Here is a 22,514-nt window from a genome sequence, read left to right on the forward strand (position 1 = left end):
GCCCCGATGGACCGCCCGGCGAACCAGCCCACCGTCGTCATCAAGCATGCTGGACTGCGTTCGGTTGGCGCGTTCGCCGCGTTTCCCACCAACATCATCCGCAATGGCGCGCTCTCTATTGGCGCGCGTCTGACGTACGGCTTGCTCCTCTCCTACGCCTGGCAGCAAGACTTCTGCTTCCCCGCCCAGGAGCAGCTCGCCAAGGATCTCAGCGTCACCGACCGCCACGTGCGTCGGTTCCTGATCGAGCTGCGCGACAAGAAACTCATCAGCTGGAAGCAGATGGGACTCAACCGCCCGAACATCTACTACATCCTCGACATCGAGCCCGCGAACACCGAATCGGAGCCAGAAAACGAGGAGATTTCCAATGAAGACCTGGACCGGACATCTATGTCCGGTCCGGAACGGACATCCACGTCCGCCTCGGATCGGACATTGGCGTCCGCTCAAGAACGGACACCTGCGTCCGACTACAAAGACTCAAAAACAAATAAACATAACGTCGTTAACGACGTTACGCCTAACGACCCAGATGCACCGAGAAGGGAACGCCGACCAACCGGAACGCCGACCATCTCCGACCGTGCGCTTCGCTCGAAGTATGGGTTTTCCGACGAGCAGATCGGCCAAGTTCACTGGCTCGTGGATCAGCAACTCACGATTCTTGGGCGGTTCAACGAAAAGGGCCGCGACAACCACCCCAGCTATGTGAAACGCGCCGCCGAAGCCGTGCAGGCCGGCGACCATCAGTTCCTGGCGCACAAGCTCGGGGATTTCAAAGAGGCGGCGCCGAAGACCAAGACGCCCGTCGGCTCACGACCGGCCTACTTCCACGCCATGTGGACCGAGGCCCTGCAGCAGCGGGACGGGGCTGATTTGGCGCCGTCCGCACGGGTGTCAAGCGGCACCCCGCACCGCATCGGTGGCCTCTTTCAGACAAACACCGTCGACCGCGACGACAACGAGAACGACAGGATCGCAAAACTCGTTGCCGACGCCGAGCGTCGCGGCCACCCCATACCTGCACACATCCGCACCTCGAATAACCTCGCCCAGGTGAGCCGTTGGTGGGCCACATTGGCCGACACCGTCCGACGCACCTAACCCCACCCCGTCCTTCGTTCGCCGCCCGCCTCCGGCGGTTTAGTCGCGGCTCTCTCCGGGTGGCTCGCTCTACCCGGCGCGCTTCGCGTTCTTACCGCCGGGTGCCGCTCGCGGGCCATTCCATGCGCGCGGCCGTCGCTTCAGTCGCCGGACATCTCCAGCACGCGAACGATGCGAAAAGACCGGTTCCGAGGCCGCACTCACGCGCGCCTCGACCCCGATCAGCTTGTGCAATCCTAGATAGCACAAGCTGATTTTGTCTTTCCGCCCTGTTCTCGCGTGCTTCCGCCGTCCGTCGCCTTCGCGACCGCCATGCAATCCACCGCGCCCGCACCCAACGTCACTTACTTTCGCTGCGACGTTGGGACCCGACGGGCAGCGGCTTCGCTTCGCTCGGTCTCGTCACGCTCCGCGCGACTCGACTGTCTTGCATGGCGGTCGCGAAGCGACGCCCTGGCACGGGACCGAGGAGCGGTCCCTACCGCTCGTCGGCGCCCTCTCGGGCTTGCCTCGCGGGCCAGGGCTGCTTCGGCGACGGCCGCGCGCACTCCGCCTGCGGCTTCGGAAGGTGCCCCCCTTTCCGCGTGGCCGTCCCCCGTCGGGGGACTACGCGGGCCTCCGCTGCGCTCCGGGTGCCCCCTCTTGGACGGGCGCCCCGTCGGGGCTGTCCGCTTTCGCCTGCGGCGTTCGGTGGCGCTCCGCGCTCATCCCATTCCCACTTTGACGCGAGGGACTCCGGTGAAAGCGCCGGCAAGAAGAAAGGCCCCGAGGTGTAGTACCCCGAGGCCCGCGACGTTCACCGTCGCCCTGCCGTGGTCAGGAGTGGTCAACCTGCCCCGGCCTGTTCAGTGTGCGGCGCGCCGGCCAGAACCGTCAAGGTCGAGCCGGGCGCGCTCGAGTGCATAACGAGCGGCGCGTTGCATCCGCTCGATGGTGGCCGGCGCATCGGTCCACTGATCCGACGCGATGGCGTCGACCCGGGCGAGACCGTCGCGAAGCTCGCGGACGGCTGACGCAGAGCGATTGAGCGCCGCACGCAGAACGACGACCGGCGGTGCGTAGGCCACGGCGCGGCCGGTGTCGTCATCGACGAACAGCAGCGCGACTGGAGCACCGAAGATGCCGTGGCCGGCATCGACGACGGTCGGGCAGGGGTGGCTCTTGTGGAGCTCGCGCAGCCGCGCCGGCGTCTCGACGTTCTCGACGCCGAATCGCTCGAGGTCGACGCGCTCCAGCACGCGACCACCGAGCAGGTCCCAGAAATCCGCTTGGGCGGGGTCGATCACCCGCCGATCCGTTGCTTCCATCGGTTCACCCTCCGGTTCGGGCCGGGCGAGCGAAGGGACATCCCTAACTCGGGCCGGCCTGGACGAAGGGCGAGGAAAGATCCTTTCGAAGCGGGACTTTGGGTCGCCGTCGGGAATAGGCCTGAGAGCTCGTATACGCGCGTCAGCGCGTTCTTGATTGCTGCCGTGAGAAAAGGGGCCACGCGAGCAATTTGAGCAGCAATGGCCGTAACAGGCAGGCCAAGGGCGACCGCATCAATGTCTGCGCGCAGACATCGCGACGTTGAACGTTGCGGGGACAGCCGCTCGCCCTCCCTCCCCCGTCGGCCACCGACGGAAAGCGGATTGACGTCGAGGCCCCTTGACGTTGACGACGCCGCGCCGCCGTTAGGGCTTGTCAGTCTAGCGGCCCCGGCGCCCACCGCGGGCGGTCGCGCCCGCGGTCAGAGGAACGGGCGCCGCACCTCGCCGCGTCAAGACTCGTTCGTCCGGTGGGGCGCTCCAATCTTGACTCGGCGAGGACTCCGGCCGCTGCCTTCAAGCCCTGCGAACGGCGGCCGAACCGGCGTTGCGGGTGACGCCGCCGTCGCACCTTACAAACTGCAACGAAAGGGGGTGACGCACTATGACCATCGACGTCCCGTCCGACGTCTTCGACAGCATCTCGCTCCTCGTCGGGTACCTCTACGCCGACGAGGAGAAGCACTGGCGAGAGAACGACCAGCCCGCAGGGCACGTGTTCCCACACATCGAGCGCATCGACGCCTGGCTCCAAGCCAATCAACCGAAACCATTCTAACCAAGAACCGTATGAATCAACCAGCACGACGCCGGCGCGGCGACCTCGCCGAGGAACTCGCCCGGCTCGCCAAACCCGCGAGCGCCGACCAGGTCGCGGCCGTTGCGGCCCGCCACGCCATCAAGCGGCTGAAGCTCGACGACGACAAGCGCACTTGGGCAACGCTCAAGGCGGTCATCGCCGAGGCGATGGAGCACACAGTCTAGTATGTGCCGCTTCTGCCCCCTGTGCGCGCTTGCGCGACGCGTGCGCCGCTGGGCGCGCGGTCGCCGGCCACTGTCGGTCTCCGAGCAAGTCGAGCGTGACCTGGCGCGGCTCAGTCGCCACGAACGGGCGGCCCGCGAGAACGGCTGGTGGTGGTAGTATGCCGCCAGCCTTTTCCCTCGGGAACATCTTCATCACGTCCGGCGCCTCGGACGCGCTCAACCACTCGGACGTGCTCGCGGTCCTTGGTCGCCACGCGCGAGGCGACTGGGGGGACGTGTGCGAGGAGGACAAGCAGGCGAACGACGGCGCCGTCATCGACGGCGAGCGTTTGCTCTCCGCCTACGTCTGCGACGCCACCCGCGTCTGGGTCATCACCGAGGCGGACCGCAGCGCCACCACGGTCCTCTTGCCGGACGAGTACTAGCGGGCGTTCGTCGACTTCGGGGCCGTTTCCCGCAGACGGCCCCGTTGTCCGACGCCGTTGTATCGACGGGGGCCTCGACGTCTTTTCATCCCCCCGCGATCGGCTGTCCCCGTTGCGCGCTCGCTCGACGCTCGCGCGCCGACCGTCGTCTCGACGGTTTTCCCACGGAGGAGGTACACTAAACCGGATTACTCATTCACTTCACCCTCGTGTCCCAACCCCTCACCCTCGAACACTTCGACGAGAGCATGCGCTCGATTGCCGAGGCGCTTGCGGACCACAGCCAACGCTTCGACCGCATCGACGCCACGCTTTCTGAGCACACGACGCTGCTTGCCGACCACACGAAGCGCCTCACGCGCATTGAAGACCTGCTCTGGCAGGGCGAGCGCATCATCGAGCTCGAACGCCGCGTCGAGAAACTCGCCGAGCGCACCGGCAACGCGGATTTGGCCGTGCCGCTCCACCGACCGCTCGGGACGTAACCGCCACGAACCCACCGGCCCCTCACGCGGCCGGTCTTTTGTTCCCACTTTGACCAGAGGCTCGGGGAAAATCGGGTGTGGTACACTGACGCAGCTAACTCACCTCACTCGCAACCATCTGTTCGTACCGATAATTCGTCCTGCCCCTGCGAACCCTCGCGTGAAAGGGCACGACGGCAATCGTTGCCGACGCTGTCAGCAGTTACGCCGTCAGGGCCAGCGGCGTGGGAACGGCTTCGACGTTCTCCGTATCCACGGCCGCGTCGTGCACCGGGTTCAGCGCCCGATATAGAGAAAGGCCCCGGAGTGTAGAAACCCCGAGGCCCGCGACGTTCACCGTCGCAATCGATCCATCACAGCGCCATTCAGGCGCTGTTTCCTTGTTCGCCGGCATGGCTGTCGACGGTCGTTACCGTTGTTACCCACCCAGGGGCGGCGTTGTGTCGGTCCACAAAGATCGCCTGCTTGATACCGCCCGTGCCTGACGCCAAATAGTCGGGGCAAGGGATGACACCGCGGCAACGGTGCATCCCCCGGAGACGACGATGAGTAAGGCATCGACACCCCGTTCGCCCCGCGGCCGGAACCGATCGAAATCGGTACCGAGCGCGGAGGAACAGCGTCCATCGGAGGCGACGCAGAAGCCCGCGAAGAGGGACTGGGCGGCATACAAGCGCCAGCAGCGCGAGAAGCGAATCGCTGAACTCACGCAGCAGTTGATGAAGGCGGGCCACCGAAGACGCAAGGCCGAGCAGCTTGCCGCGGACGCGTTTACCGAGGAACGGCGGGTGGAACAACGTCGTCGTCGAGCTCGGGTGCAGTTCCCGCGTGTCGAGCGCCTTCACGACGGCTCCCTTCGCCTGCCCAACGGGCGCACCCGTTACAGCTCCGTGGAGGAGATCAAGCGCGTCCTCGGATTACACGTCTGCGAACCAGCGCAGGACCTTCCATTCGAGCCCCGCTACTTGTGGTACTACGCGGTGGCGGCATTGCGCCGTGCCGCCACCTGGACACCCCTCGCGCTCTTTTCACGCGAAGAAATCATCGGCTACGCGCATTTCACACTCCTGCCCATTCGGGACTGCCTGCTACCAGGCCGCTTTCGCGATCGCAGCGTGCAGAGCGTGAGACGATATGCGTGGGACGCGTACCCGGTCATTGCCCAGTATCAGGTTCGCGCGCCACAGGTTGCCATCGAATGGGCATCAGCATTTACGTTCTTGTCGTCTCTGGTGGATTTGACGAAATCAGTGGATGCAAACCATCCCCACCTCAAGACGCTCGCCGCGTACTCGGTCATGTTCGGGACGCACCTCTACGAAACTACGCAGAGCAAGCGCCCGAAGCTGTTTTTTCTGACTGCGAAACACATCGATTCGCGGTTCACGTACGACGGGTATGGCCTTCGGTGGGCACTTCCGCCTCGTCCAGAATGGATTACGCGCGACTTCCTGAGCTGCGCCGATTGGTTCGAGTCGTCGATGCGATCTGCGGGGGGCTTTCACGTGCCGCCTGAACCGACCGAGCTGCCCATGCCGATCGTGGAGCACCCACCACTGGCATTGGATGACACGATCCCCTTCACGCTGCCGAACTTTGTAAGCGCCAAGGACAAGGAAACGTAGATGCACGTGGTCTGAAAAGAACAAAAGAAGTGCCGGGTGGTGCAGTTGGCGCTGCACTCACCCGGCGCGCAAACCCGAGAGATCGGCCCCCGCGGAGCTTCGTCGGCACTTCGGGGGCAGATCCAGAAAGGAGCTTGCCCATGAATTCCACACCCAAGAGGGGCGCTTCGTCAAGTGGGCCGTCGGCCGCGCGCGGGAACGGTGCCGCGCATCCCGCGGGCGACATTGATGATGACGTGTTCGTCCTCGGCGACGACGACGTGGTGCCGGAGCCTCGACGAGGCATCCAGGCCAACGCGTTTGGTGCACTCGCCGACCGCGGAGATGTCGGCGTTCTCGTTGAGACGACCATGCAGGCCCGTCTCGACGAATTGGCGAAGGAGACCGCCCCGGTCAAAGTCTCCGGTCTCTTCCCCCGTTTGGTGCGGCTGCTCTTCGGACCGTCGGGCAAGCGCGAACGCCTCAACGCCACCGACCAGGCTCGCGCCGCGATTCGTGAGGCAACGTCCCTGACCAAAGAGGCCACGAAGTTTGTGGCCGCTGGCAACAAGCTCAACGGCCAGCGCATCAAGCGCGCCAACACGAGAGAGTACTACGACCTCGCCCGCGAGAAGATCGCCGCTGACACCTCAGCCGCGCGCGTCCAGCGAGCCCGCTCAGAAGCCGAGATTCACGAGCTGGAGACGCGTCCCGACAAAGAAGCCGAAATCCGCCGTCGGGTTGAGGAAACCACCACCGCGCTGAAACGCGAGGCAGACGCGTTGGTGCAACGCGCCCGAACAGAGGCCGCCGCCGAAATCAAAGCGTTGAAGCAGGATGCCGCGACGGTCCTCCGCGCGCTGGAGCGCGATCGCGATGACGAGATCGTGAAGGTGCGCAACGCCGGGCTCGAGCTCATGGCCGCCATGCAGCGACTCGAAGCCGATCGCCAGCACGCCGTGGGACGCGTCACCGAGATGGAGCAGCGGATTGCAGAGTTGAAGGAGCAAGCCATCCAAGCGGCCTGGGTGGCGGAGGAGCAGCGGCAGCGCGCGGAGCGCCTGCAAGCCGAAGTGCACCGCCTGACCGCGGAGATCGAGCGGCTGAATGCACCGGCACACCTTCGCGAGGAGACGTGCGCCAACGCGCGCGTGCGCACTGAGATGGCGAAGGCCGACGCCGAGATCGCCAAGTACCGCGCAGAGGCCAAGCAGGGGCAACGCAAAGAAGCGTCGTCCGGAGCCGCCGGGTACGCCACCAAGGTCCGCAAACGCTGGCGCCAAGCACAGCGCCGCCAGCGCGTTCTCGACGAGTTCCGGCGCGAAGCCAGCCAGGACCTGGCAAAGACTGCCGCACAGTTCGGCGAAGACAGCGAGGAGTATCGGAACCAGGCCAACACGTTCGACGCGTTGCAACAGGAGTTCGAAGAGGAGGGACAGTCATGAAACGCAAACCCTTGGTCATTGGTACGATCCGCGGCACCAACGAACCTTTAATCCTGACGCCGAGTGCACGTTCCACCGGCGTCCACATCATGGGGGCGCCCGGCAGCGGGAAGTCAAGACTCCTAGAGCATATCGGCCGTTACGACATTCGTAGCGGGAACGGGCTCTTGGTCATCGACCCGCATGGCGACTCCGTCCGCGAGCTCACGCGCTTCGGCGCTCGTTATCGGCTCCGCCGCAACATTTACGTCTTGGACGTAAGCTCCGGCGATCAGGTGCTCGGGCTCGACTGCTTTGGTCCGCAGCCCGGGACCGACATCTCGACGCGAGTTGAGCGTGCCGTCAACGCCAGCCTCAAGGCATGGAGCGTCGACGATCCGAACCAGACGCCGCGCATGCTTCGTTGGCTTCGAAACACGTTCACCGTTGCCATCGAAGCTCACCGGTCGGTGCCGGAGCTCGCACCGCTCTTTGAGTTCGGGAACGAGGCGGTGCGGCGGTACCTGACGCGAAACACGTCCGTCGCGACCGAGTGGGAAGCCTTGAATCAGCTGCGCACCCTCAGTCAGTTCGACGACCAAATCCAGTCGACTAAGAACCGCCTCGATGCGCTGACGCGCTCGCGGACCACGCGGCGGTTCTTCGCGATGACCGAACCGACGCTCACCCTCAACCTGGCGCGCGCCATGGACGCCGGCGACATCATCCTGGTGAATCTCCAGCCATCGCCGAACCTCGACCCGCGGAACGCTCGATTGTTCGGGTCGCTCTTGGTGTCGCAGGTGTTCGACACGCTGCGGCAGCGCGTTGCGCGACGCGGTCGCCCGCTACGGCCGTTCTCCGTGATCATCGACGAAGCGCAAAACTTCCTGTCGAGCGACATCCCGGAACTCTTCGCGCAGGGCAGAAAGTACGGACTCTACCTCACCATCGCCCATCAGTTTGCGCAGCAGATGCGCGAAGAGGACGAGCGGGTCTGGGCGGCGTTGAACGGTGCTGCCCGCACCAAGATCCTCTTCGCCGTCGGCAGCGACGCCGATGCCAAGGAAATGGTGCACGAGATGTTCCCCGGTCAGATCAACTACACCGAGGTGAAGCATCGCACCTGGCAAACGAAGTTTCGGCCGGTGCAGGGGTGGGTGGAAACGACTAGTCAGACCGTAGGCGGCAGCAGCGGCACGACGCGTGGTACCGACGAATCTCGTGGCCACTCGGTGAGTCACGGAACGAGCCGGAGCGCCACGCACACGACGGGCAAGAGCACCGGCCACACGACCGGGCACGACGTCGGCCACAGCGACAGCGTGACCGAAAGCCACAGTCAGGCGCACGCTCACGGGAAGACGGCCGGTTGGTCGGTCGGTCGCACCGTCGGCCACGCACGATCGACCGCAGTCTCGGACGCTACGTCCGAGACGTACACGGACGGGCACAGCCGGACCTCGGGGGTGTCCCATGCGGAAGGGGTGACGCATGCCCTCGGTCACGCCATCGGCCAAAGCCAGGCGGGCAGCGCCACGCGCTCGCTCGACGCGGACGGCAACGTCCTCGTGAGCGCAACCGACGGGGACGGCTCGTCGATTGTCGCCGCCGAGACGTCCGGCATCTCGAGTGTCGACACCGCAAGCGAGAGCGAGACCGAATCGGAAAGCCACTCCGTCGGGACCAGCCACGTCGAGACACACGCTGAGTCGGAAAGCGAGTCCGAGTCCGCCGCATGGTCCGAGTCGGAATCGGAGACCGAGACGGATACGGACGGACGGTCCGAGGGCAGAAGCGATTCAGAATCGTGGTCGGAGTCCGACACCGAGACGGACTCAGAAAGCCACGCCGAGACGGACGGCACGTCGCGGGCCTCGACTGAGAGCCGGACGAACGGCTCCAGCCGGAGCCGTTCCGAAGGTCGCAATTGGTCCAAAGCGGTGAGCCGCGTCCCGATCACGGGCCACCAAGAGTTTTCTGAGCGGATAGACGAGTTTCACACGCTCGAAGAGCAACGGCAGCGCGCCGCCGATGCCCTCCGTTTGCAGCCGCAACGCGTGTTTACGATTCGGACGCCGGACGGCCGCGCCTGCCAAGTGGAGGCGCCATTCATTCCGCCGATTCGCCTGTCGGACCACATCGTGGACGCTTACCGCGCCGAGTTGTCCCGGAAGACCGGCGCGCTATCCGCGGCCGTCGTCGACGCGCTCATCGACGACAAAGTCCAACGGCTCCACCAGGAGGCCGCCACTTTTGACGCCCAGGAAACCGAGCCCGTACACTTGATTGGAAAGGACGATGACACCCACCCACCCATCACGCTCAATCCCGGACGCCGCCGCCAAGCGGCTTCCCGCCGGACGCGTCGGTCGTAAGGATCGGCGACGGCGGTTTCAGGCGAGCGGCGACGTCGTGGTGCACGTGACGCGCGACGACGTGGTCCTCTTCCAACTCGTCCGCCACCACCGGTTGATGACCTCTCAGCAGCTCTACGCCGCCGCCGGCGGCGACCGGAACCTGCGCGCCTTCACGCATCGTTTGGCGCTGCTTTTTCACGCCGGGTACCTCGACCGCCCGCGCCTGCAAGTCCGCCCCGGCGAACCTGCGCGGCCGTTTGTCTACGCGCTTGGTCCCCGCGGGTGGGACGCGTTGGACGGCGAGGACGGCGTCACCCGCCGCCCTCGCCGCGATCGCCGCATGGAGAACCAGCGCCTGAAACCGATGGCCATCGACCATGACGTCGCCGTCACGGAAACTGTCCTGGCTTTCCAGTTAGCCGCCATTCGCCGTGGTTGGTCCTGTGCTGCCACCAGCGGCGACGCCTTCCGTCGGCAGACCGGTCTGCCCCGTCGCGTGAAGGTTCGGTCCCGCGATGACGTCGCCGGGACACTACCCTTGAACCCCGACGCCTATCTGCGCCTCACGGATGACGCCGGCGCCACCCGCTCGTACTTTCTGGAGGTGGATCTCGCCACCGAGCCGCAAGTACGACGATCGCTTCGCGTGTCGAGCATTCTGCAGAAGCTCTACGCCTATTGGGAAGTGTTCCGATGGCAGCGCGGCTTCGCTCAGAACGCCCTCTTCGTCACGACGACGCCGACGCGCCTTGAGAACATGATTGCCGTGGCCCGTGCCGTCGACCCGAAAGGCTCCGGTTCGGCGTTCTTCCACTTCGCGCTCCTGGCCGATTGCACGGTGGCAGACCCTGATCGCGTGCTCGACGGCCACGTGTGGCGGTCCGCCCACGTGGCGCATGAGAACCCCCGAGCGTTGCTCTTGCCGTCGTGCGAAGGCTGCGGCGGCTTCGTTGATCCAGCGAACGACCTGCACGTGATTGTAAACGGCGGCACCCCGCTCACGTTGGCTCCGGCCTCGACGCTCCTACCGGACTTTTTGCCCGACGATCGTCCCCGCTACGCCCATGTGCACTGCAACAAACAACATTCAAAGGAGGCCTTATGAAAACCGAAATGACCATCGGCGTTCGCGTCGCTGGTCAATACGCGAAGTACGATCAGTTCGACCCATTGAAAGAGAAGATTGAGCTCTTCCACGAAGAGTGCGCCGGTGGCGACGTGACCGTGGTCTACGGGAATGAGTTCCAGTTTGCCTGTTACGCGTGCAAGACCGAGTCCGGCCTGTACCCACGTTCCGACGTCCGCCGTGCTCTTCGTGTCGTAATGGTTTGTAAAACGAGCCAATGCATCTGCTGCAGTGACACCAGCGTCGAATTGATTCCACTTCCCCCGCCGCCTCCACTACCATTGTGCCGCAAGTGTAAGCAGCCAGTTGATCTGACGAAGAACGAGCACGCCGTCTTCCACTTTGCTGATGGACCGCTGGTGCACCTCCACACCGCCTGCGCCACGGCGAAGCCGAAGGAGGCGGCAGCAACGTCCGACGAGGGACGTCTCAACGACCTTCTCAAGGAGTTGCAGGACATCGCCCGGCAGCAGGCAGAACCGGTTCCAACAGAGGTCGCGAAGTGAGCGGCCGGCGTACCCCCTTCACGGATTTCTCGGTCGGTCGTACACTGTCGCCACGAGTCGCCGTTCCCGTTGTTTTGGGAACGAGCATCGCCCACCTCGGTTTGCGCCCGGAACCCGCCCGGCGCGAAGCCGAGCACCGCGAGGCCCTGCCCAAGCGACGGCCGTGGCCAACACCAACACGCACCTTCAACCCGGAAAGGAGGAACCCAACGATGGCAGGAAAACGGCCCGACTACGTCGTCAGTACCGTGGTCGGCGCCAACGGTGGTCAGTCCGACCGTTGGCGGGAAATCGGCGTCGGGTTCGTGAACGAGAAGGGCTCCATCACCGTCCTTCTCGACGCGCTACCCGTCTCCGGCAAGCTCGTGCTCACCGTTCCCAAGGAACGCACGCGCTCGGAGAGCGCCACGTGAGCACACCACGGAGCGGAGTCCAGGCACACCAGCCGACGACTCCGCTCCATCAACTTCCCCACTTCGCCTATGACCACGCAATTCACCACCTCGATTCCAGCGCCTCAATCAATCGCCCCGTTGCGTTTGGTGCCTGCTGATCCCGCCCGCTCAGCCGCAGCGGCCATGAGGCGGTTTCAGGAGGAGCTCGAGGTGTACCGCATGGACGCGCAGCACCTCACCGGCGAGAAGTGCGCCGAACGGTGCCGCACGTTGTCGCTCCTCTTGACCATGGCGATGGACGGGTAGGCCGTCGCGATGAAGAAGCCTCTCACCAACTTCGCCTTCATCGACGGGCAGAACCTGCACCGCGGCATGGCCGCGATCGGATGGGCGCTCGACTATGAGCGCTTCCGTCGGTACCTGGCCGAGAAGCATGGTGTCGGCACCGCCTACATGTTCATCGGCTACCTGCCCGAGTATCAGGGGTTGTACCAGTCGCTTCAGAAAGCCGGGTATGTGCTCGTCTTCAAGGAAGTGCTGCGCCGCGCCGACAAACAAGTGAAAGGTAACGTTGACGCCGAGCTCGTGCTCCAAGCCATGATCGACTACCCGAACTACGCCGAGGCCGTCATCGTCACGAGCGACGGCGACTTCGCCTGCCTCGTGCGGTACCTCCGCGAGCAGCAGAAACTGCGCGCCGTGGTGAGCCCGCTCCGCGACCATTGCTCGGTGCTGCTGCGGAAGGCCGCGCGGCACCACATCCAATTCCTCGACCGGCTGCGGTCCCGCCTCGAATACCAGAAAAAGTGAAAGGCACCCGGAAAGGGTGCCTCTTCAAAAAAGGAGCGGGCACAGTGGGCGGACAGAACCGCCGAGTGAACCCGCTCATCGTGATGCTGGTCGGAAGGGTACCGGCAGCTCGCGAATCCGTCAAGGACGCACCCTTTACGGATTCTCCAATCTGAAGTTCACTATAAGCGCTCGCCTCGTCCCCCTCCGTGGCTGGACGCGACCCGGCATGTCGCCGGCGTCGATCGCCCCGCCTCGCCAGGAGGATGAGATGGTTCCTTCCACCAAAGGCGACAACGTCGCCGACATCTTGCGAGAGCACCGCGAGGACGAAGCTCTCGCCCGCGAGCAGGCCAGACAGGCCCACACGCTGATGCCGACGGAGATCGCGGCGCAGCTTCCGCCGCTCTACGCGAACGACGGCCAGGGCGAGGAGGCGATCGCCCACCTCAAGCTCTTCACCCCGTGGACCAGCTGGACGTGGTACGCGTCCGAGTACGATCCCGCTGAGCGACTCTGCTTCGGCGTTGTCGTTGGTCACGAGCGCGAGCTTGGTTACTTCTCGCTCGTCGAGTTGGAGGAGATCCGCGGCCCCGGAGGGCTCAAGATCGAGCGCGACCTCTACTGGAAGCCGTGCCCACTCAAGGACTGCCGGTGATGGCGGTCCGCGATTCCGACGGCCCCCAGCTCCGACTTCCCCTCGGTCGCACGGCAACACCGTCGAGAAAGTCCGTTCTCACGCCGGCGCGCGTGCGTGTTGAGCTCGTCCGCGAGGCCGAGCCCATGCAGCCGATCCCTTTCCGGGGATCAGCCGACATCTACGCGCTTCTCCGCGAGGAAGCGGCCACGTGGGATCGCGAGCGGTTCATCACGCTCATCCTCGACAACAAGCACAACCTGATCGGCGTCGAGGAAGTGAGCGTCGGCACCCTCACGGCCGCGCTCGTCCACCCGCGCGAGGTGTTCAAAGCGTTGCTCCTCGCCAACGCCGCGGCGTTCGTCGTCGCCCACAACCACCCGTCGGGCGACCCGACGCCGTCGAAGGAGGACATCGAGATTACCCGTCGCCTCCGGGAAGTCGCCGACCTCTTCGGCATCCGGATGCTCGACCACGTCGTCATCGGCCGCGATCGCTACGTCTCGTTCGTCGACGACGGGTACTGGTAAAAGGTCGTTATTCGTTATCAGAGAGCCGCCCACGCTCTTCCGGGCGGCTCTTCCCTTTCCCACTTTGAATCGAGGGCTCATGTGAACATGGCTCCCGTCCCAAGTTGCACAACAACCTTGAAGCCCCCGAACCGTTCACGGCTCGGGGGCTTGATTCTGTCCTACTTTCCGTCCCAAAGGTCCTGGGCGGTGACGCCCCGGCGCCGGAACTCAATCACGGCGCTCTTGAGGTTCTGGAACTTCCGATCGCAGGTCCAGATCATCGAATGCCGCTCGTGCAGGACTAACTCTTCGGCCGCGCGAAGAAGTCTTTCGATGAGTTCGCCGTCTTCTCGTTGGACGAGTCGCCGTTTCATGGTTGGAACCTTTTACGAAAGGTGCGCAGCGCGCGCTTGGCGTGAAATTCACGCTCTTGCTCCACTCGAAGCATGAAGAGATCGAGGATCACCTCGTAGAAGTCCGCGACCCCGCGAAGCTGCTGGGGATCGTCCCCGGCCCGAGCGAGCAGCTCGCGCGCATCCCGCCGCGCGTCGGCCACGAGATCTCGCATCGCACTGAAGTCCTCCACGATCCGTGTCGACGCTTCGCCCACGCCGCGCCGAATGGCTTCAGCACATTCGATCCAGCCCCGTCGGTAGTCTTCAGAAACGTCTTGCTCCATCGCCTCATCCCCCGAACGGTTCCGCGTCTCGGCCCGGCGACATGCCGGAGTCGCGTGGAACCGACGCGAGGGACAAGGGTGAGCTTCCTCGACTCGTCACAGCCTGCACCCGCACGGTCGAATCCGTCAAGGGATGTCCAACCCACGGAACGACATGGCCATCCGCCGTCGCCTCTGCCGCGTTTTTCCGAAACGCGGTACACTATTTTCCACCAGCTCGTCAGCGTGATCGCCGGCGCTCGTGAATTCCGACCGCGGTTGCCCTCAGGCAGGGGGCTTGCGGGCACGGATTGGCCCGGCTGTGGAGCCGGTCCGGGCTTTCCGCCGTCGCCACCACAGCCGGCGGGGGCAGCCCCCACTTCATCAGGAGGGGGGTGAAAGTCCCGGCGATCGCACGCGCTGGTTCCCGTCACTTCTAACCGATCCGTCGTCTGTCCAATCGTCGCACTCCATTCTTCACCGCCGCTCTCGTCGCCCTCCTCGCGCTTGGGGGAATGGCCCCGCGTCTCGATGCGGCACCGTCCGCCATCCTCGCCTACCAGGGTCGCCTCACGGACCCTGCGGGCGCCATCCTCGTCGGCAACTACTTCGTGCGCTTCTCAATCTACACGGACGACACCGTGGGCGCTCCGGACCTCAAGCTCTGGCCCACAGGCACGCCTTCCGCGATGCCGGTCACCGTCACGAACGGCGTCTTCAACGTCGGCATCGGCGACACGGCCGGAAACGGTGACGCCCTCACCCTCGATTTCGAATCGAACAGCGCCTACTACCTCCAGGTCGAAGTCTCCTCGAACGGCTCGACGTTCGAGACCCTCACCCCTCGTCAGCGCCTTGACGTCGCAAGCTACGCGGTCAACGCCGATACCGTGGACGGCGCCCACGCGGGCACGAGCGCGAACAACGTCCTCGAGCTTGGTAATTCCGGCGAGATCAGTATCTCCGGGTTCATCAGCACCTTGAGCCGCCTCATTCTTGGTTCATCACTCGGCGCCGGGGGCGGCACGGCGCTCCTCGTCAACACCGCCGCACCGTTTGATGGCACGCTCCTCAATCTCCAGGTAAACGGCTCGTCGCGAGTATCCGTGGCGAGCTCCGGGCTCCTCACCGCCACGAACGGCCTGACCGTTTCCGGCGGCTCTGTGAGCTTTCCCGCCGGCTCCATCACCGACTCCGCCATCGCTTCCGCGCTGACGGGCAAGACCTACAACGGCCTCTCGCTTACGAGCGCGGCCGACGGGTTCACTATCGCTGGCGGCACGACATCTCGTACCCTCACCGTGTCCGGAGCCGACGTCTCCCTCAACCAGAACCTCCTCACGACGTCCTCGCCAACGTTCACCGCAATCAACGCCAAGACCATCCAGTCCACGAGTAACGACCTCCGTATTTCCGGGGCGAGCGGCCAAGGCATAACCGTCCTGACGGACGGGGTGAGCGACGCTGCCTACATCGCAGGCGATATCCGTGACTCACAGAACAATCCGTACGCGCCAGAAACAAAGGCCACCGTCGCCGGCGCCTACTGGTTCGACGCCCGCTACGGCATCAGAACCAACGCGACCGACAGCGTCGCCAAGAACGTCTACCTCTCGGGGCAGAATCAGCGGCTCAACAACGCCACAAACCTCTCCGGTGGCGACGTGCTCATCCACGGCGGTCTTGGCGCGAGCGGTTCTGCCGGTGCCGCCCATGGCGGCAACGTGAAAATCGATGGTGGACAAGCCTTTGGGACGGGGCACGCCGGCCACGTCCTCATTGGCACGGAGCAAGCGAGCGACGTCGGCATCGGAACATCCGATCCGCTGGAGAAACTCCACGTTGCTGGCCAAGGAAGTGACGTGGCTGTCGCGATTTTGAGCGGCGCCGATGCGACGAATGGAAGTCTGAAGGTTGGCGAGCTTGCCAACAGCCTCGGGTATCTCAACTATGACGGCACCGACAATCGTTGGGAGTTCGGCACAGAGTACAACAGCGCAGCAACCGAGGCGTTTTACATCGTGCGCGGCTCGCAGACCGTGTTCTTCAACGGCACCGTCGACGTCACGACCACGCTGAATGTGCGACAGTCTCTATACGCCGGAGCTGGAACCATTGATGCTGGCGTTTCTAACATGATCAACAACTTCCAAAACAATACCGGACTTCTAATCAAGCCGACGGCGGCAGGTACCGGAACCCGGGTTTCGGTCGTCGACGAGAACGGAGACAGCGAATTCATTGTGAAGGACGGCGGCAACGTCGGCATCGGTACCGCTGATCCTGCCGAGAAATTGACTGTTGCCGGGAACGTCTCCGCCACCGGAACAGCGACGTTCCAGCACCTCTACCTCACCCAGGGTGCCCTCAATGGATCTAACCTCATTGCGCCCACCACCACCGATGGTGCCGACCAGGAGTCCATCAAAATCGGTGGTGGTGGCTTGCCCGGCCAACCGTCGCGCGGCCCGTCGCTTGAACTCTACGGGAACGAAGTGAGCGGCTTTAACCTCTACGGAGACGCCGTTATTCGGCTTGGTGACGGGGACGGTGCCACGTACAAGGGTGATTTCCGCATCTTCGGTAGCAGCGACCTCTTCGTCGTGAAGAACGACGGGTCGGTCGGCATCGGCGACACAAGTCCATCATCTAAGCTAGTCGTCAATAGCGCCTCCTTCTTCAGCCCGTCCCTAACGTTCAATTCAGCTGCTCACTTCAATTTGAAGACTGGCGGAGGCGAGTTGGTTGGCGGGGAACAAGCGGGTTCTCCCTATGGCTTCTGGTTGCAGTCCAGGAGCTGGGCAAGCACGGCGTTCCCGCTCATGTTGAATCCCCTCGGTGGCAACGTAGGTATAGGTACGACCAGCCCGACCGGTACACTCCACGTGTCCTCCGAGGTCCCCCAGATTATCGTCGACAACCCGACGGGCGGTGCGAGCGAATTGGCACGGCTCCAGTTTTCCAAGAACGGAACGGCCAAGTGGTACCTCGATGCCCGCAACGGCAACGAAGGCTTAGGTGACGACCTCTGGATCGCGGACACCTCCAACAACTACTTCGTTTTCGATGATGGCACGGGTAGGTTTGGCATCGGCACTACCGGCCCATCCGACAAACTTCACGTCTCCGGCGGCGAGATCCGCACCAACTCCTGCGTGAAGAATTCCGGCGGCACCGCCATCGCCGGCACCTGTTCCTCCGACGAGCGTCTGAAGCAGAACATTCGGTCCCTCGACGTCTCTCTCGACGACATCGTGGCCCTCGACCCCGTGACCTATGAGTGGCGCGCTGACGAGTATCCCGAGTTCTCCTTCGGATCCGGCACAAACATCGGACTCGTGGCTCAGCAGGTTGAAGGCCACATCCCCGAACTTGTCGCCGAGGGCGAGCACGGCTTCAAGGCGGTGAAGTTTCAAGAGCTGCCGTTCTACCTGCTCCAGGGCCTCAAGGAACTGCGCCTCGAAGTCCAAGAACTCGCCACCCAAACGACTGCCGCGACCGCTACCGGTTTCACCGGCCTCCTCGACTGGCTGCGCGACAAGTCGATCAGCGTCGCGGGCCTGACCGTGGGCTCGAACGATCGTCCCTCTGGCGTCACCACCTACGACCGCTCAACGGGCGAACCATATTGCCTCGCCGTCGACAACGGCCAGCCGACGATCACGCCTGGAGTTTGCCCGTAAATATGCGCCGCCTAGTTCTCGCGGCGGCGACAGTGGCGCTTCTGGCCCCGCTCGTCGTCAACGCCACCGACTCCACGAGCACATCGTTCCGCGTCAGCAACCCCGTGGTTGAACCTGGTGCCTCGTACAGCGCCTCGACCAGCTACCGGCTCAACGCGACCATCGGCCAACCAGCCCAGGGCGCATCATTGAGCACGAGCTACCGGCTCAAGTCCGGTTTCCTGTACTTCACCACGCCATCGAGCGGTTCAAGTTCCAGCACGCCGGGGGCCGCCTGGCCGCCGGGAAAGCCTCTTCCGATCACCGACCCTTCATCCGTCGCGTCGGCCGCACCCATCCCCCAACAGAAGCCACCCGCTTCCCCGGAACCCTCGACGACGTCGTTTAAGCGCGACCTCGACGCCGAGCGCACGGCGATCCGAACCTTCACCCGTCTCTTCCCCCGCGTTCCCAAGTCCGTAGGCGACTGGCGCGCCGTGAACTATCTCGCCTACGGCGGTACGCGGCCAGAGCGTTCCCTTACGGCAGAGACGCGCGCCGTCGCCCGCTTCGTCCGTATCTTCCGTCGCCTGCCACGCGACACGAACGACTGGCGCGCTGTGCACGTCCTTGCCTACCCGGCGCTGTCGACATCGTGATCGACGACCTCGCTCCTGCTTTGACAGAGTATGATAAAGGACCTTATCATACACATGTATAGAACGTCTTCCCGCCATTAGAAGCATCGCCCAAGTCGGCCTCGATCGAGTGCCGGCGATGGTTGCGCGGCAGGGTGATCGGGCGGCTTGGCGGTTCATCGAGTTCTTCACCGCCAACATTCGGAACCCGAACACGCGTCGGGCGTACGCGCGAGCCGTTGGCGATTTCTTCCGCTGGTGCGAACAGCGCCGCGTTCGCGACGTCGCGCAGATCAACCCGACGCTCGTCGCCGCGTACGTCGAGCACCGCAGCCGCACGCACGCCAAGCCGACCGTGAAGCAAGAACTCGCAGCGGTGCGGATGCTCTTCGACTGGCTCGTCGTCGGCCACGTGATGGACGCCAGCCCCGCGCACGCCGTCCGCGGACCGAAACACGTCATCAAGCGCGGCAAGACGCCGGTGCTTACGCGCGAAGAGACGCGCGAGCTTTTAGACGCCATCGAGACCAACGACATCGCCGGCCTTCGCGACCGCGCGTTGATCGGCTTGCTCGTCTTCAGCTTCGCCCGCATCGGCGCCGCGCTGTCCCTGAAGGTCGACGACTACTTCCCCGAGGGCAAGCGCTGGAAGCTGCGGCTGCACGAGAAGGGCGGCAAGGAGCACGTCGTCCCCGTTCACCACACCCTTGAGGAGTACCTCGACGCCTACATCCACACGGCCCGCATCCGCGATCAGGCGGGCGGTCCCCTCTTCAGGACACTGGCCACTGCCCCCGGCAGGCCGCTATCGCTGAAGTCGATGAGTCAGCCGGACGCGTGGCGCATGATCCGCCGGCGCGCTCGCGCCGCGGGAATCCCGACGAAGATCGGCTGCCACACGTTCCGCGCCACCGGCATCACCGCCTACCTCGAGAATGGTGGCACCCTGGAGCACGCCCAGCAGATCGCCGCACACGAATCGCCGCGCACAACCAAGCTCTACGACCGCACCACAGACCAAGTCAGCCTCGACGAGATCGAGAGGATTGCGATCTGACCATCGTCACCTTCCCTCTGTCCCATCGGGAGCCACCCATCGGAACCCATCGGTCTGCTGCTTGACAACGCGGTGGTTGGCTGCGAAATGTGTTGGGTAATGCCGTCCTCGCTGTTCGCTGCTGGTATTCGTGTCTTGGTGTTGGCGCTTCAGCTTTTCGGTGGCATTTTTCCTAGCTCAATTCTAGTCTTATGCGTCGCCGCGGATGGGCACACAGATGTCGAAGTAGCTCACGCTGGTGGGCGGTGCCTCACCGACTACCAACGGCATCACCCCGAGGTGACCGGCGCCTGCGCCCTCGATCAGCACGGCTGCGTCGACGTTATTCTCTCCCAGCAGCCGTTGTGCTCAACGGTGGCCAGCGAGGGCAGCGCGATTAACCAAGGTCCGGCCCTTCCCGGCGCGACCCTTGAACTCTTCCCACCCACTGCCCCACCATTCCATCGCAACACCGTTGCAACCCGCACCGTCGATTCACACCTCTCCGCGCGCCGGACGATCGTCCTGATCGTCTGATTTCATCGTCCCCCGATCAGCCGCCCTAGCTCCGGCGCCGGACGCAGCTGCGCTCGGCGCCCCCTCTTCTTCGTTCCACGGGGTGACCACGATGAGGCGCTCTCAAGGCAGGCTCGTCCTGCTGCTACTGTTCGATGTTCTTTTTGCCATTCCTGCGACCGCTGCTGACCTCCCGTCGCCAGCGGGGCCGCTCACGCTCCGCGAAGCACTCGCCACAGCGCTGCTAGGAAGTCCCGAACTCGCTGTTTTCTCGTGGGAACTCCGCGCAAAGGAGGCAGAGGTCCTGCAAGCCGGCCTGCTTCCTAACCCGGAGCTGAGCACCGAAATCGAAGACTTCGGTGGGACCGGCGACCGCCTCGCTTTCGAGCAGACTCAGATCACGGTCAGCCTGGCGCAGCTCATCGAGCTCGGTGGCAAGCGAGCCAAACGATTGCGGCTCGCAGCCCTCGACCGTGATCTGGCCACGTGGGACTACGAGGTCGCACGCCTCAATGTCGTTGCCGGCGTCAGCAAGGCCTTCACCGCGACGCTCGCCGCGCAACAGCGCCTGCAGCTATTCGGTGAGCTGGTGGGGCTGGCGCGCCGATCCGTCGCCGCGGTTGCCACACAGGTCAAGGCGGGCGCCACGTCTCCCGTCGAACTCATGCGAGCGGAGGCCGCGCTAGGGCGAACCGAAACTCAACTCCGGCAAGCCGAGCGGGATCTTGCCAATGCTCGCACCGCACTTGCGGTCACCTGGGGAAGCGCCACCCCCGGTTTCACCGCAGCCGTCGGCGATCTCGTCCCAGTTATCACTCCCCCGTCCGTCGGGAATCTCCTGGACGCGATTCAGAGCAATCCCGACGTGGCGCGCTGGGTTACGGAGATCGAGCAGCGCACGGCTGCCCTCGCCGTCGAGAAGGCTCGCGCCATCCCCAGTCTCACCGTGGGCCTCGGGGGACGCCAGTTCACGGATAACGGCGACAAGGCGCTCGTAGCAGGCTTCTCGCTTCCGCTTCCGCTCTTCAACCGCAATCAGGGCAACATCCTCGCAGCTGACCGGTGGTTGGCCCAAGCCGAAGCAGCACGCGACCGTGCGACGGTCGCCATACAGCGAGCACTCGCTGCCGCCTACGAAGACCTGCGTGCGGCATACGCGCAAGTCGTCACACTGCGCGACGAGGTGCTCCCGAAGGCCGAGGGCGCCTTCGCGGGCGCGCGCGACGCTTACCAGCGCGGGTTGTTGCGCTTTCTCGACGTGCTCGACGCGCAGCGCACTCTCTTCGAAACCAGAGATCAATACGTACAGACGCTGGCCGCCTACCACATCGCGGCGGCCGACATCGAGCGCCTGAGTGGAATTCCACTCACTGGCACCGACTTGGAGGAAGGAAAATGATCGCAGCTCGCTTTCTCGCGCATGCGCTCCTCGTCGCTGCGCTCGTTGCCCGGGCGGCCTTGGCTGAAGAAGAGCACAGCCGCCACGATCACAGCGACAGTGAGAGCACCGAGGATCATGATGACGACCACGCGATTCGCCTGACCGCTGCGCAGCTCGCTGCCTTCGGCGTCACAGTCGCGACCGCCGGCCCGGCCAAGATCGACCACGGGGTCGAGTTGCTCGGTGAAGTCCGTCCGAATGGCGACACTCTCGCCCACATCGTTCCGCGGTTTCCCGGGATCGTCCGTCAGGTCCGCGCCACCGTGGGAGACGAGGTCCGGGCGGGCAATGTCCTTGCCACCATCGAGAGCAACGAGAGCTTAGCCCCGTATGAGCTCAAGACGCAGCTCGACGGGACCGTCATCGAGCGGCACATTACCCGTGGGGAATCCGTCGACCGCGAGAAGCAGGCCTTCGTCATCGCTGATCTGTCCTCGGTCTGGGTCGACCTCGCCGTCTATCAGAAAGATCTCGATCACGTCCGTGTCGGCCAGAGTGTGCTCGTCTCTTCAGGTTCGGCTGAGGCGGAAGGGAAGATCTCCTACATCGCCCCCGTCGTCGACGAGCCGACGCGCACGGCAATCGCACGCGTCGTTTTGCCCAACCCCGAGCACGCTTGGCGTCCGGGCCTGTTCGTCACCGCCAGGGTTCTTGATCCGATTCCGGCGGAAGTGGCGATCGAGCGTAGCGCCATCCAAACCATCGAGGGCCGCGCCACCGTTTTCGTCGAAGCCCGCGAAGGCTTCGAGCCTCATCCGGTGACGCTCGGGCGCACCGGCGAGACGCTCGTCGAAGTCCTCGACGGCCTCGGTGCTGGCACTCGCTATGTCGCCACCAATTCATTTCTACTCAAAGCTGAGCTCGGCAAGGGCGAGGCCGAACACGAACACTGAACGGAGGCC

At 64.4% G+C, this 22,514-nt stretch carries 22 protein-coding genes and 1 pseudogene; 20 read left to right on the plus strand and 3 right to left on the minus strand.

From position 1 onward, the window contains the following. Nucleotides 1-6: 6 nt before the first annotated feature. Complete coding sequence (locus L6Q96_04805; GenBank protein MCK6553890.1) at nucleotides 7-1,107, plus strand: helix-turn-helix domain-containing protein; 1,101 nt, start codon at nucleotides 7-9, stop codon at nucleotides 1,105-1,107. 845 nt (nucleotides 1,108-1,952) lie between these two features. Here the strand turns inward: L6Q96_04805 and L6Q96_04810 are convergent. Next, nucleotides 1,953-2,414, minus strand: coding sequence for a hypothetical protein (locus L6Q96_04810; protein ID MCK6553891.1), 462 nt, complete (start codon nucleotides 2,412-2,414; stop codon nucleotides 1,953-1,955). A gap of 604 nt (nucleotides 2,415-3,018) precedes the next feature. Between L6Q96_04810 and L6Q96_04815 the strand changes: the two genes are divergently transcribed. From L6Q96_04815 to radC, 13 genes and pseudogenes are all read left to right on the plus strand, one after another. Beyond that, nucleotides 3,019-3,192, plus strand: a complete 174-nt coding sequence (locus L6Q96_04815) for a hypothetical protein (GenBank protein MCK6553892.1) — start codon at nucleotides 3,019-3,021, stop codon at nucleotides 3,190-3,192. Nucleotides 3,193-3,203: 11 nt separating this feature from the next. Beyond that, nucleotides 3,204-3,398, plus strand: a complete 195-nt coding sequence (locus L6Q96_04820) for a hypothetical protein (protein MCK6553893.1) — start codon at nucleotides 3,204-3,206, stop codon at nucleotides 3,396-3,398. A 158-nt stretch (nucleotides 3,399-3,556) separates the two neighbouring features. Continuing rightward, nucleotides 3,557-3,823, plus strand: coding sequence for a hypothetical protein (locus tag L6Q96_04825; protein MCK6553894.1), 267 nt, complete (start codon nucleotides 3,557-3,559; stop codon nucleotides 3,821-3,823). Nucleotides 3,824-4,071: 248 nt separating this feature from the next. Continuing rightward, nucleotides 4,072-4,308, plus strand: a complete 237-nt coding sequence (locus L6Q96_04830) for a hypothetical protein (GenBank protein ID MCK6553895.1) — start codon at nucleotides 4,072-4,074, stop codon at nucleotides 4,306-4,308. A 719-nt stretch (nucleotides 4,309-5,027) separates the two neighbouring features. After that, complete coding sequence (locus L6Q96_04835; GenBank protein ID MCK6553896.1) at nucleotides 5,028-5,933, plus strand: hypothetical protein; 906 nt, start codon at nucleotides 5,028-5,030, stop codon at nucleotides 5,931-5,933. A 236-nt stretch (nucleotides 5,934-6,169) separates the two neighbouring features. Continuing rightward, nucleotides 6,170-7,357 carry a hypothetical protein gene (locus L6Q96_04840; protein MCK6553897.1) on the plus strand — a complete coding sequence of 396 codons (1,188 nt, stop codon included), beginning with the start codon at nucleotides 6,170-6,172 and terminating at the stop codon, nucleotides 7,355-7,357. Between the two features lie 686 nt (nucleotides 7,358-8,043). Further along, nucleotides 8,044-8,364: pseudogene (locus tag L6Q96_04845) on the plus strand (type IV secretory system conjugative DNA transfer family protein). A gap of 1,447 nt (nucleotides 8,365-9,811) precedes the next feature. Next, on the plus strand, nucleotides 9,812-10,801 hold the full coding sequence (locus L6Q96_04850) for a replication-relaxation family protein (GenBank protein ID MCK6553898.1): 990 nt from the start codon (nucleotides 9,812-9,814) through the stop codon (nucleotides 10,799-10,801). Continuing rightward, on the plus strand, nucleotides 10,798-11,328 hold the full coding sequence (locus L6Q96_04855) for a hypothetical protein (protein ID MCK6553899.1): 531 nt from the start codon (nucleotides 10,798-10,800) through the stop codon (nucleotides 11,326-11,328). The genes L6Q96_04850 and L6Q96_04855 overlap by 4 nt, the downstream gene beginning before the upstream one ends. Nucleotides 11,329-11,540: 212 nt before the next feature. Further along, nucleotides 11,541-11,741 (plus strand): hypothetical protein, encoded by a 201-nt coding sequence (locus L6Q96_04860; GenBank protein ID MCK6553900.1) that lies wholly within the window; start codon nucleotides 11,541-11,543, stop codon nucleotides 11,739-11,741. A 297-nt stretch (nucleotides 11,742-12,038) separates the two neighbouring features. Then, a complete protein-coding gene (locus L6Q96_04865; GenBank protein ID MCK6553901.1) occupies nucleotides 12,039-12,533 on the plus strand; it encodes an NYN domain-containing protein in 495 nt (164 codons plus the stop codon). A gap of 250 nt (nucleotides 12,534-12,783) precedes the next feature. Further along, nucleotides 12,784-13,170: a DUF2958 domain-containing protein gene (locus L6Q96_04870; protein MCK6553902.1), complete on the plus strand. Its 387-nt coding sequence runs from the start codon at nucleotides 12,784-12,786 to the stop codon at nucleotides 13,168-13,170. A 125-nt stretch (nucleotides 13,171-13,295) separates the two neighbouring features. Next, on the plus strand, nucleotides 13,296-13,679 hold the full coding sequence (radC, locus tag L6Q96_04875; protein MCK6553903.1) for a DNA repair protein RadC: 384 nt from the start codon (nucleotides 13,296-13,298) through the stop codon (nucleotides 13,677-13,679). A 161-nt stretch (nucleotides 13,680-13,840) separates the two neighbouring features. On the opposite strand, the gene L6Q96_04880 is transcribed toward radC, so the two are convergent. Together L6Q96_04880 and L6Q96_04885 are read right to left on the minus strand one after the other, a co-directional pair. Beyond that, complete coding sequence (locus tag L6Q96_04880) at nucleotides 13,841-14,035, minus strand: hypothetical protein (protein ID MCK6553904.1); 195 nt, start codon at nucleotides 14,033-14,035, stop codon at nucleotides 13,841-13,843. After that, nucleotides 14,032-14,340, minus strand: coding sequence for a hypothetical protein (locus L6Q96_04885; GenBank protein ID MCK6553905.1), 309 nt, complete (start codon nucleotides 14,338-14,340; stop codon nucleotides 14,032-14,034). The genes L6Q96_04880 and L6Q96_04885 overlap by 4 nt, the downstream gene beginning before the upstream one ends. Before the next feature lie 494 nt (nucleotides 14,341-14,834). On the opposite strand from L6Q96_04885, the gene L6Q96_04890 reads away from it, so the two are divergent. The 6 genes from L6Q96_04890 to L6Q96_04915 all read left to right on the plus strand — a co-directional run bounded on the left by L6Q96_04890 (nucleotide 14,835) and on the right by L6Q96_04915 (nucleotide 22,505). Then, nucleotides 14,835-18,002 carry a tail fiber domain-containing protein gene (locus L6Q96_04890; GenBank protein ID MCK6553906.1) on the plus strand — a complete coding sequence of 1,056 codons (3,168 nt, stop codon included), beginning with the start codon at nucleotides 14,835-14,837 and terminating at the stop codon, nucleotides 18,000-18,002. Between the two features lie 2 nt (nucleotides 18,003-18,004). Beyond that, nucleotides 18,005-18,640 (plus strand): hypothetical protein, encoded by a 636-nt coding sequence (locus tag L6Q96_04895; protein MCK6553907.1) that lies wholly within the window; start codon nucleotides 18,005-18,007, stop codon nucleotides 18,638-18,640. Between the two features lie 118 nt (nucleotides 18,641-18,758). Next, nucleotides 18,759-19,676, plus strand: a complete 918-nt coding sequence (locus L6Q96_04900) for a site-specific integrase (GenBank protein ID MCK6553908.1) — start codon at nucleotides 18,759-18,761, stop codon at nucleotides 19,674-19,676. A 99-nt stretch (nucleotides 19,677-19,775) separates the two neighbouring features. After that, on the plus strand, nucleotides 19,776-20,192 hold the full coding sequence (locus L6Q96_04905; protein ID MCK6553909.1) for a hypothetical protein: 417 nt from the start codon (nucleotides 19,776-19,778) through the stop codon (nucleotides 20,190-20,192). Nucleotides 20,193-20,283: 91 nt separating this feature from the next. Next, a complete protein-coding gene (locus tag L6Q96_04910; protein MCK6553910.1) occupies nucleotides 20,284-21,570 on the plus strand; it encodes a TolC family protein in 1,287 nt (428 codons plus the stop codon). Further along, a complete protein-coding gene (locus L6Q96_04915; GenBank protein ID MCK6553911.1) occupies nucleotides 21,567-22,505 on the plus strand; it encodes an efflux RND transporter periplasmic adaptor subunit in 939 nt (312 codons plus the stop codon). The genes L6Q96_04910 and L6Q96_04915 overlap by 4 nt, the downstream gene beginning before the upstream one ends. Nucleotides 22,506-22,514 lie beyond the last annotated feature (9 nt).

The sequence above is a fragment of the Candidatus Binatia bacterium genome (assembly GCA_023150935.1).
GTDB lineage: Bacteria > Desulfobacterota > Binatia > HRBIN30 > HRBIN30 > JAKLJW01.

Excerpts from the sequence above, each read along its gene's own strand:
- L6Q96_04855 (MCK6553899.1), top strand. The coding sequence starts at position 10,798 with ATGAAAACCGAAATGACCATCGGCGTTCGCGTCGCTGGTCAATACGCG.
- L6Q96_04805 (MCK6553890.1), top strand. The coding sequence starts at position 7 with ATGGACCGCCCGGCGAACCAGCCCACCGTCGTCATCAAGCATGCTGGA.
- L6Q96_04885 (MCK6553905.1), bottom strand. The coding sequence starts at position 14,340 with ATGGAGCAAGACGTTTCTGAAGACTACCGACGGGGCTGGATCGAATGT.
- L6Q96_04825 (MCK6553894.1), top strand. The coding sequence starts at position 3,557 with ATGCCGCCAGCCTTTTCCCTCGGGAACATCTTCATCACGTCCGGCGCC.
- L6Q96_04820 (MCK6553893.1), top strand. The coding sequence starts at position 3,204 with ATGAATCAACCAGCACGACGCCGGCGCGGCGACCTCGCCGAGGAACTC.
- L6Q96_04860 (MCK6553900.1), top strand. The coding sequence starts at position 11,541 with ATGGCAGGAAAACGGCCCGACTACGTCGTCAGTACCGTGGTCGGCGCC.
- L6Q96_04880 (MCK6553904.1), bottom strand. The coding sequence starts at position 14,035 with ATGAAACGGCGACTCGTCCAACGAGAAGACGGCGAACTCATCGAAAGA.
- L6Q96_04835 (MCK6553896.1), top strand. The coding sequence starts at position 5,028 with ATGAAGGCGGGCCACCGAAGACGCAAGGCCGAGCAGCTTGCCGCGGAC.
- L6Q96_04830 (MCK6553895.1), top strand. The coding sequence starts at position 4,072 with ATGCGCTCGATTGCCGAGGCGCTTGCGGACCACAGCCAACGCTTCGAC.
- radC (MCK6553903.1), top strand. The coding sequence starts at position 13,296 with ATGCAGCCGATCCCTTTCCGGGGATCAGCCGACATCTACGCGCTTCTC.
- L6Q96_04905 (MCK6553909.1), top strand. The coding sequence starts at position 19,776 with ATGCCGTCCTCGCTGTTCGCTGCTGGTATTCGTGTCTTGGTGTTGGCG.
- L6Q96_04900 (MCK6553908.1), top strand. The coding sequence starts at position 18,759 with ATGGTTGCGCGGCAGGGTGATCGGGCGGCTTGGCGGTTCATCGAGTTC.
- L6Q96_04810 (MCK6553891.1), bottom strand. The coding sequence starts at position 2,414 with ATGGAAGCAACGGATCGGCGGGTGATCGACCCCGCCCAAGCGGATTTC.
- L6Q96_04895 (MCK6553907.1), top strand. The coding sequence starts at position 18,005 with ATGCGCCGCCTAGTTCTCGCGGCGGCGACAGTGGCGCTTCTGGCCCCG.
- L6Q96_04850 (MCK6553898.1), top strand. The coding sequence starts at position 9,812 with ATGACCTCTCAGCAGCTCTACGCCGCCGCCGGCGGCGACCGGAACCTG.
- L6Q96_04870 (MCK6553902.1), top strand. The coding sequence starts at position 12,784 with ATGGTTCCTTCCACCAAAGGCGACAACGTCGCCGACATCTTGCGAGAG.
- L6Q96_04910 (MCK6553910.1), top strand. The coding sequence starts at position 20,284 with ATGAGGCGCTCTCAAGGCAGGCTCGTCCTGCTGCTACTGTTCGATGTT.
- L6Q96_04865 (MCK6553901.1), top strand. The coding sequence starts at position 12,039 with ATGAAGAAGCCTCTCACCAACTTCGCCTTCATCGACGGGCAGAACCTG.
- L6Q96_04815 (MCK6553892.1), top strand. The coding sequence starts at position 3,019 with ATGACCATCGACGTCCCGTCCGACGTCTTCGACAGCATCTCGCTCCTC.
- L6Q96_04915 (MCK6553911.1), top strand. The coding sequence starts at position 21,567 with ATGATCGCAGCTCGCTTTCTCGCGCATGCGCTCCTCGTCGCTGCGCTC.
- L6Q96_04890 (MCK6553906.1), top strand. The coding sequence starts at position 14,835 with ATGGCCCCGCGTCTCGATGCGGCACCGTCCGCCATCCTCGCCTACCAG.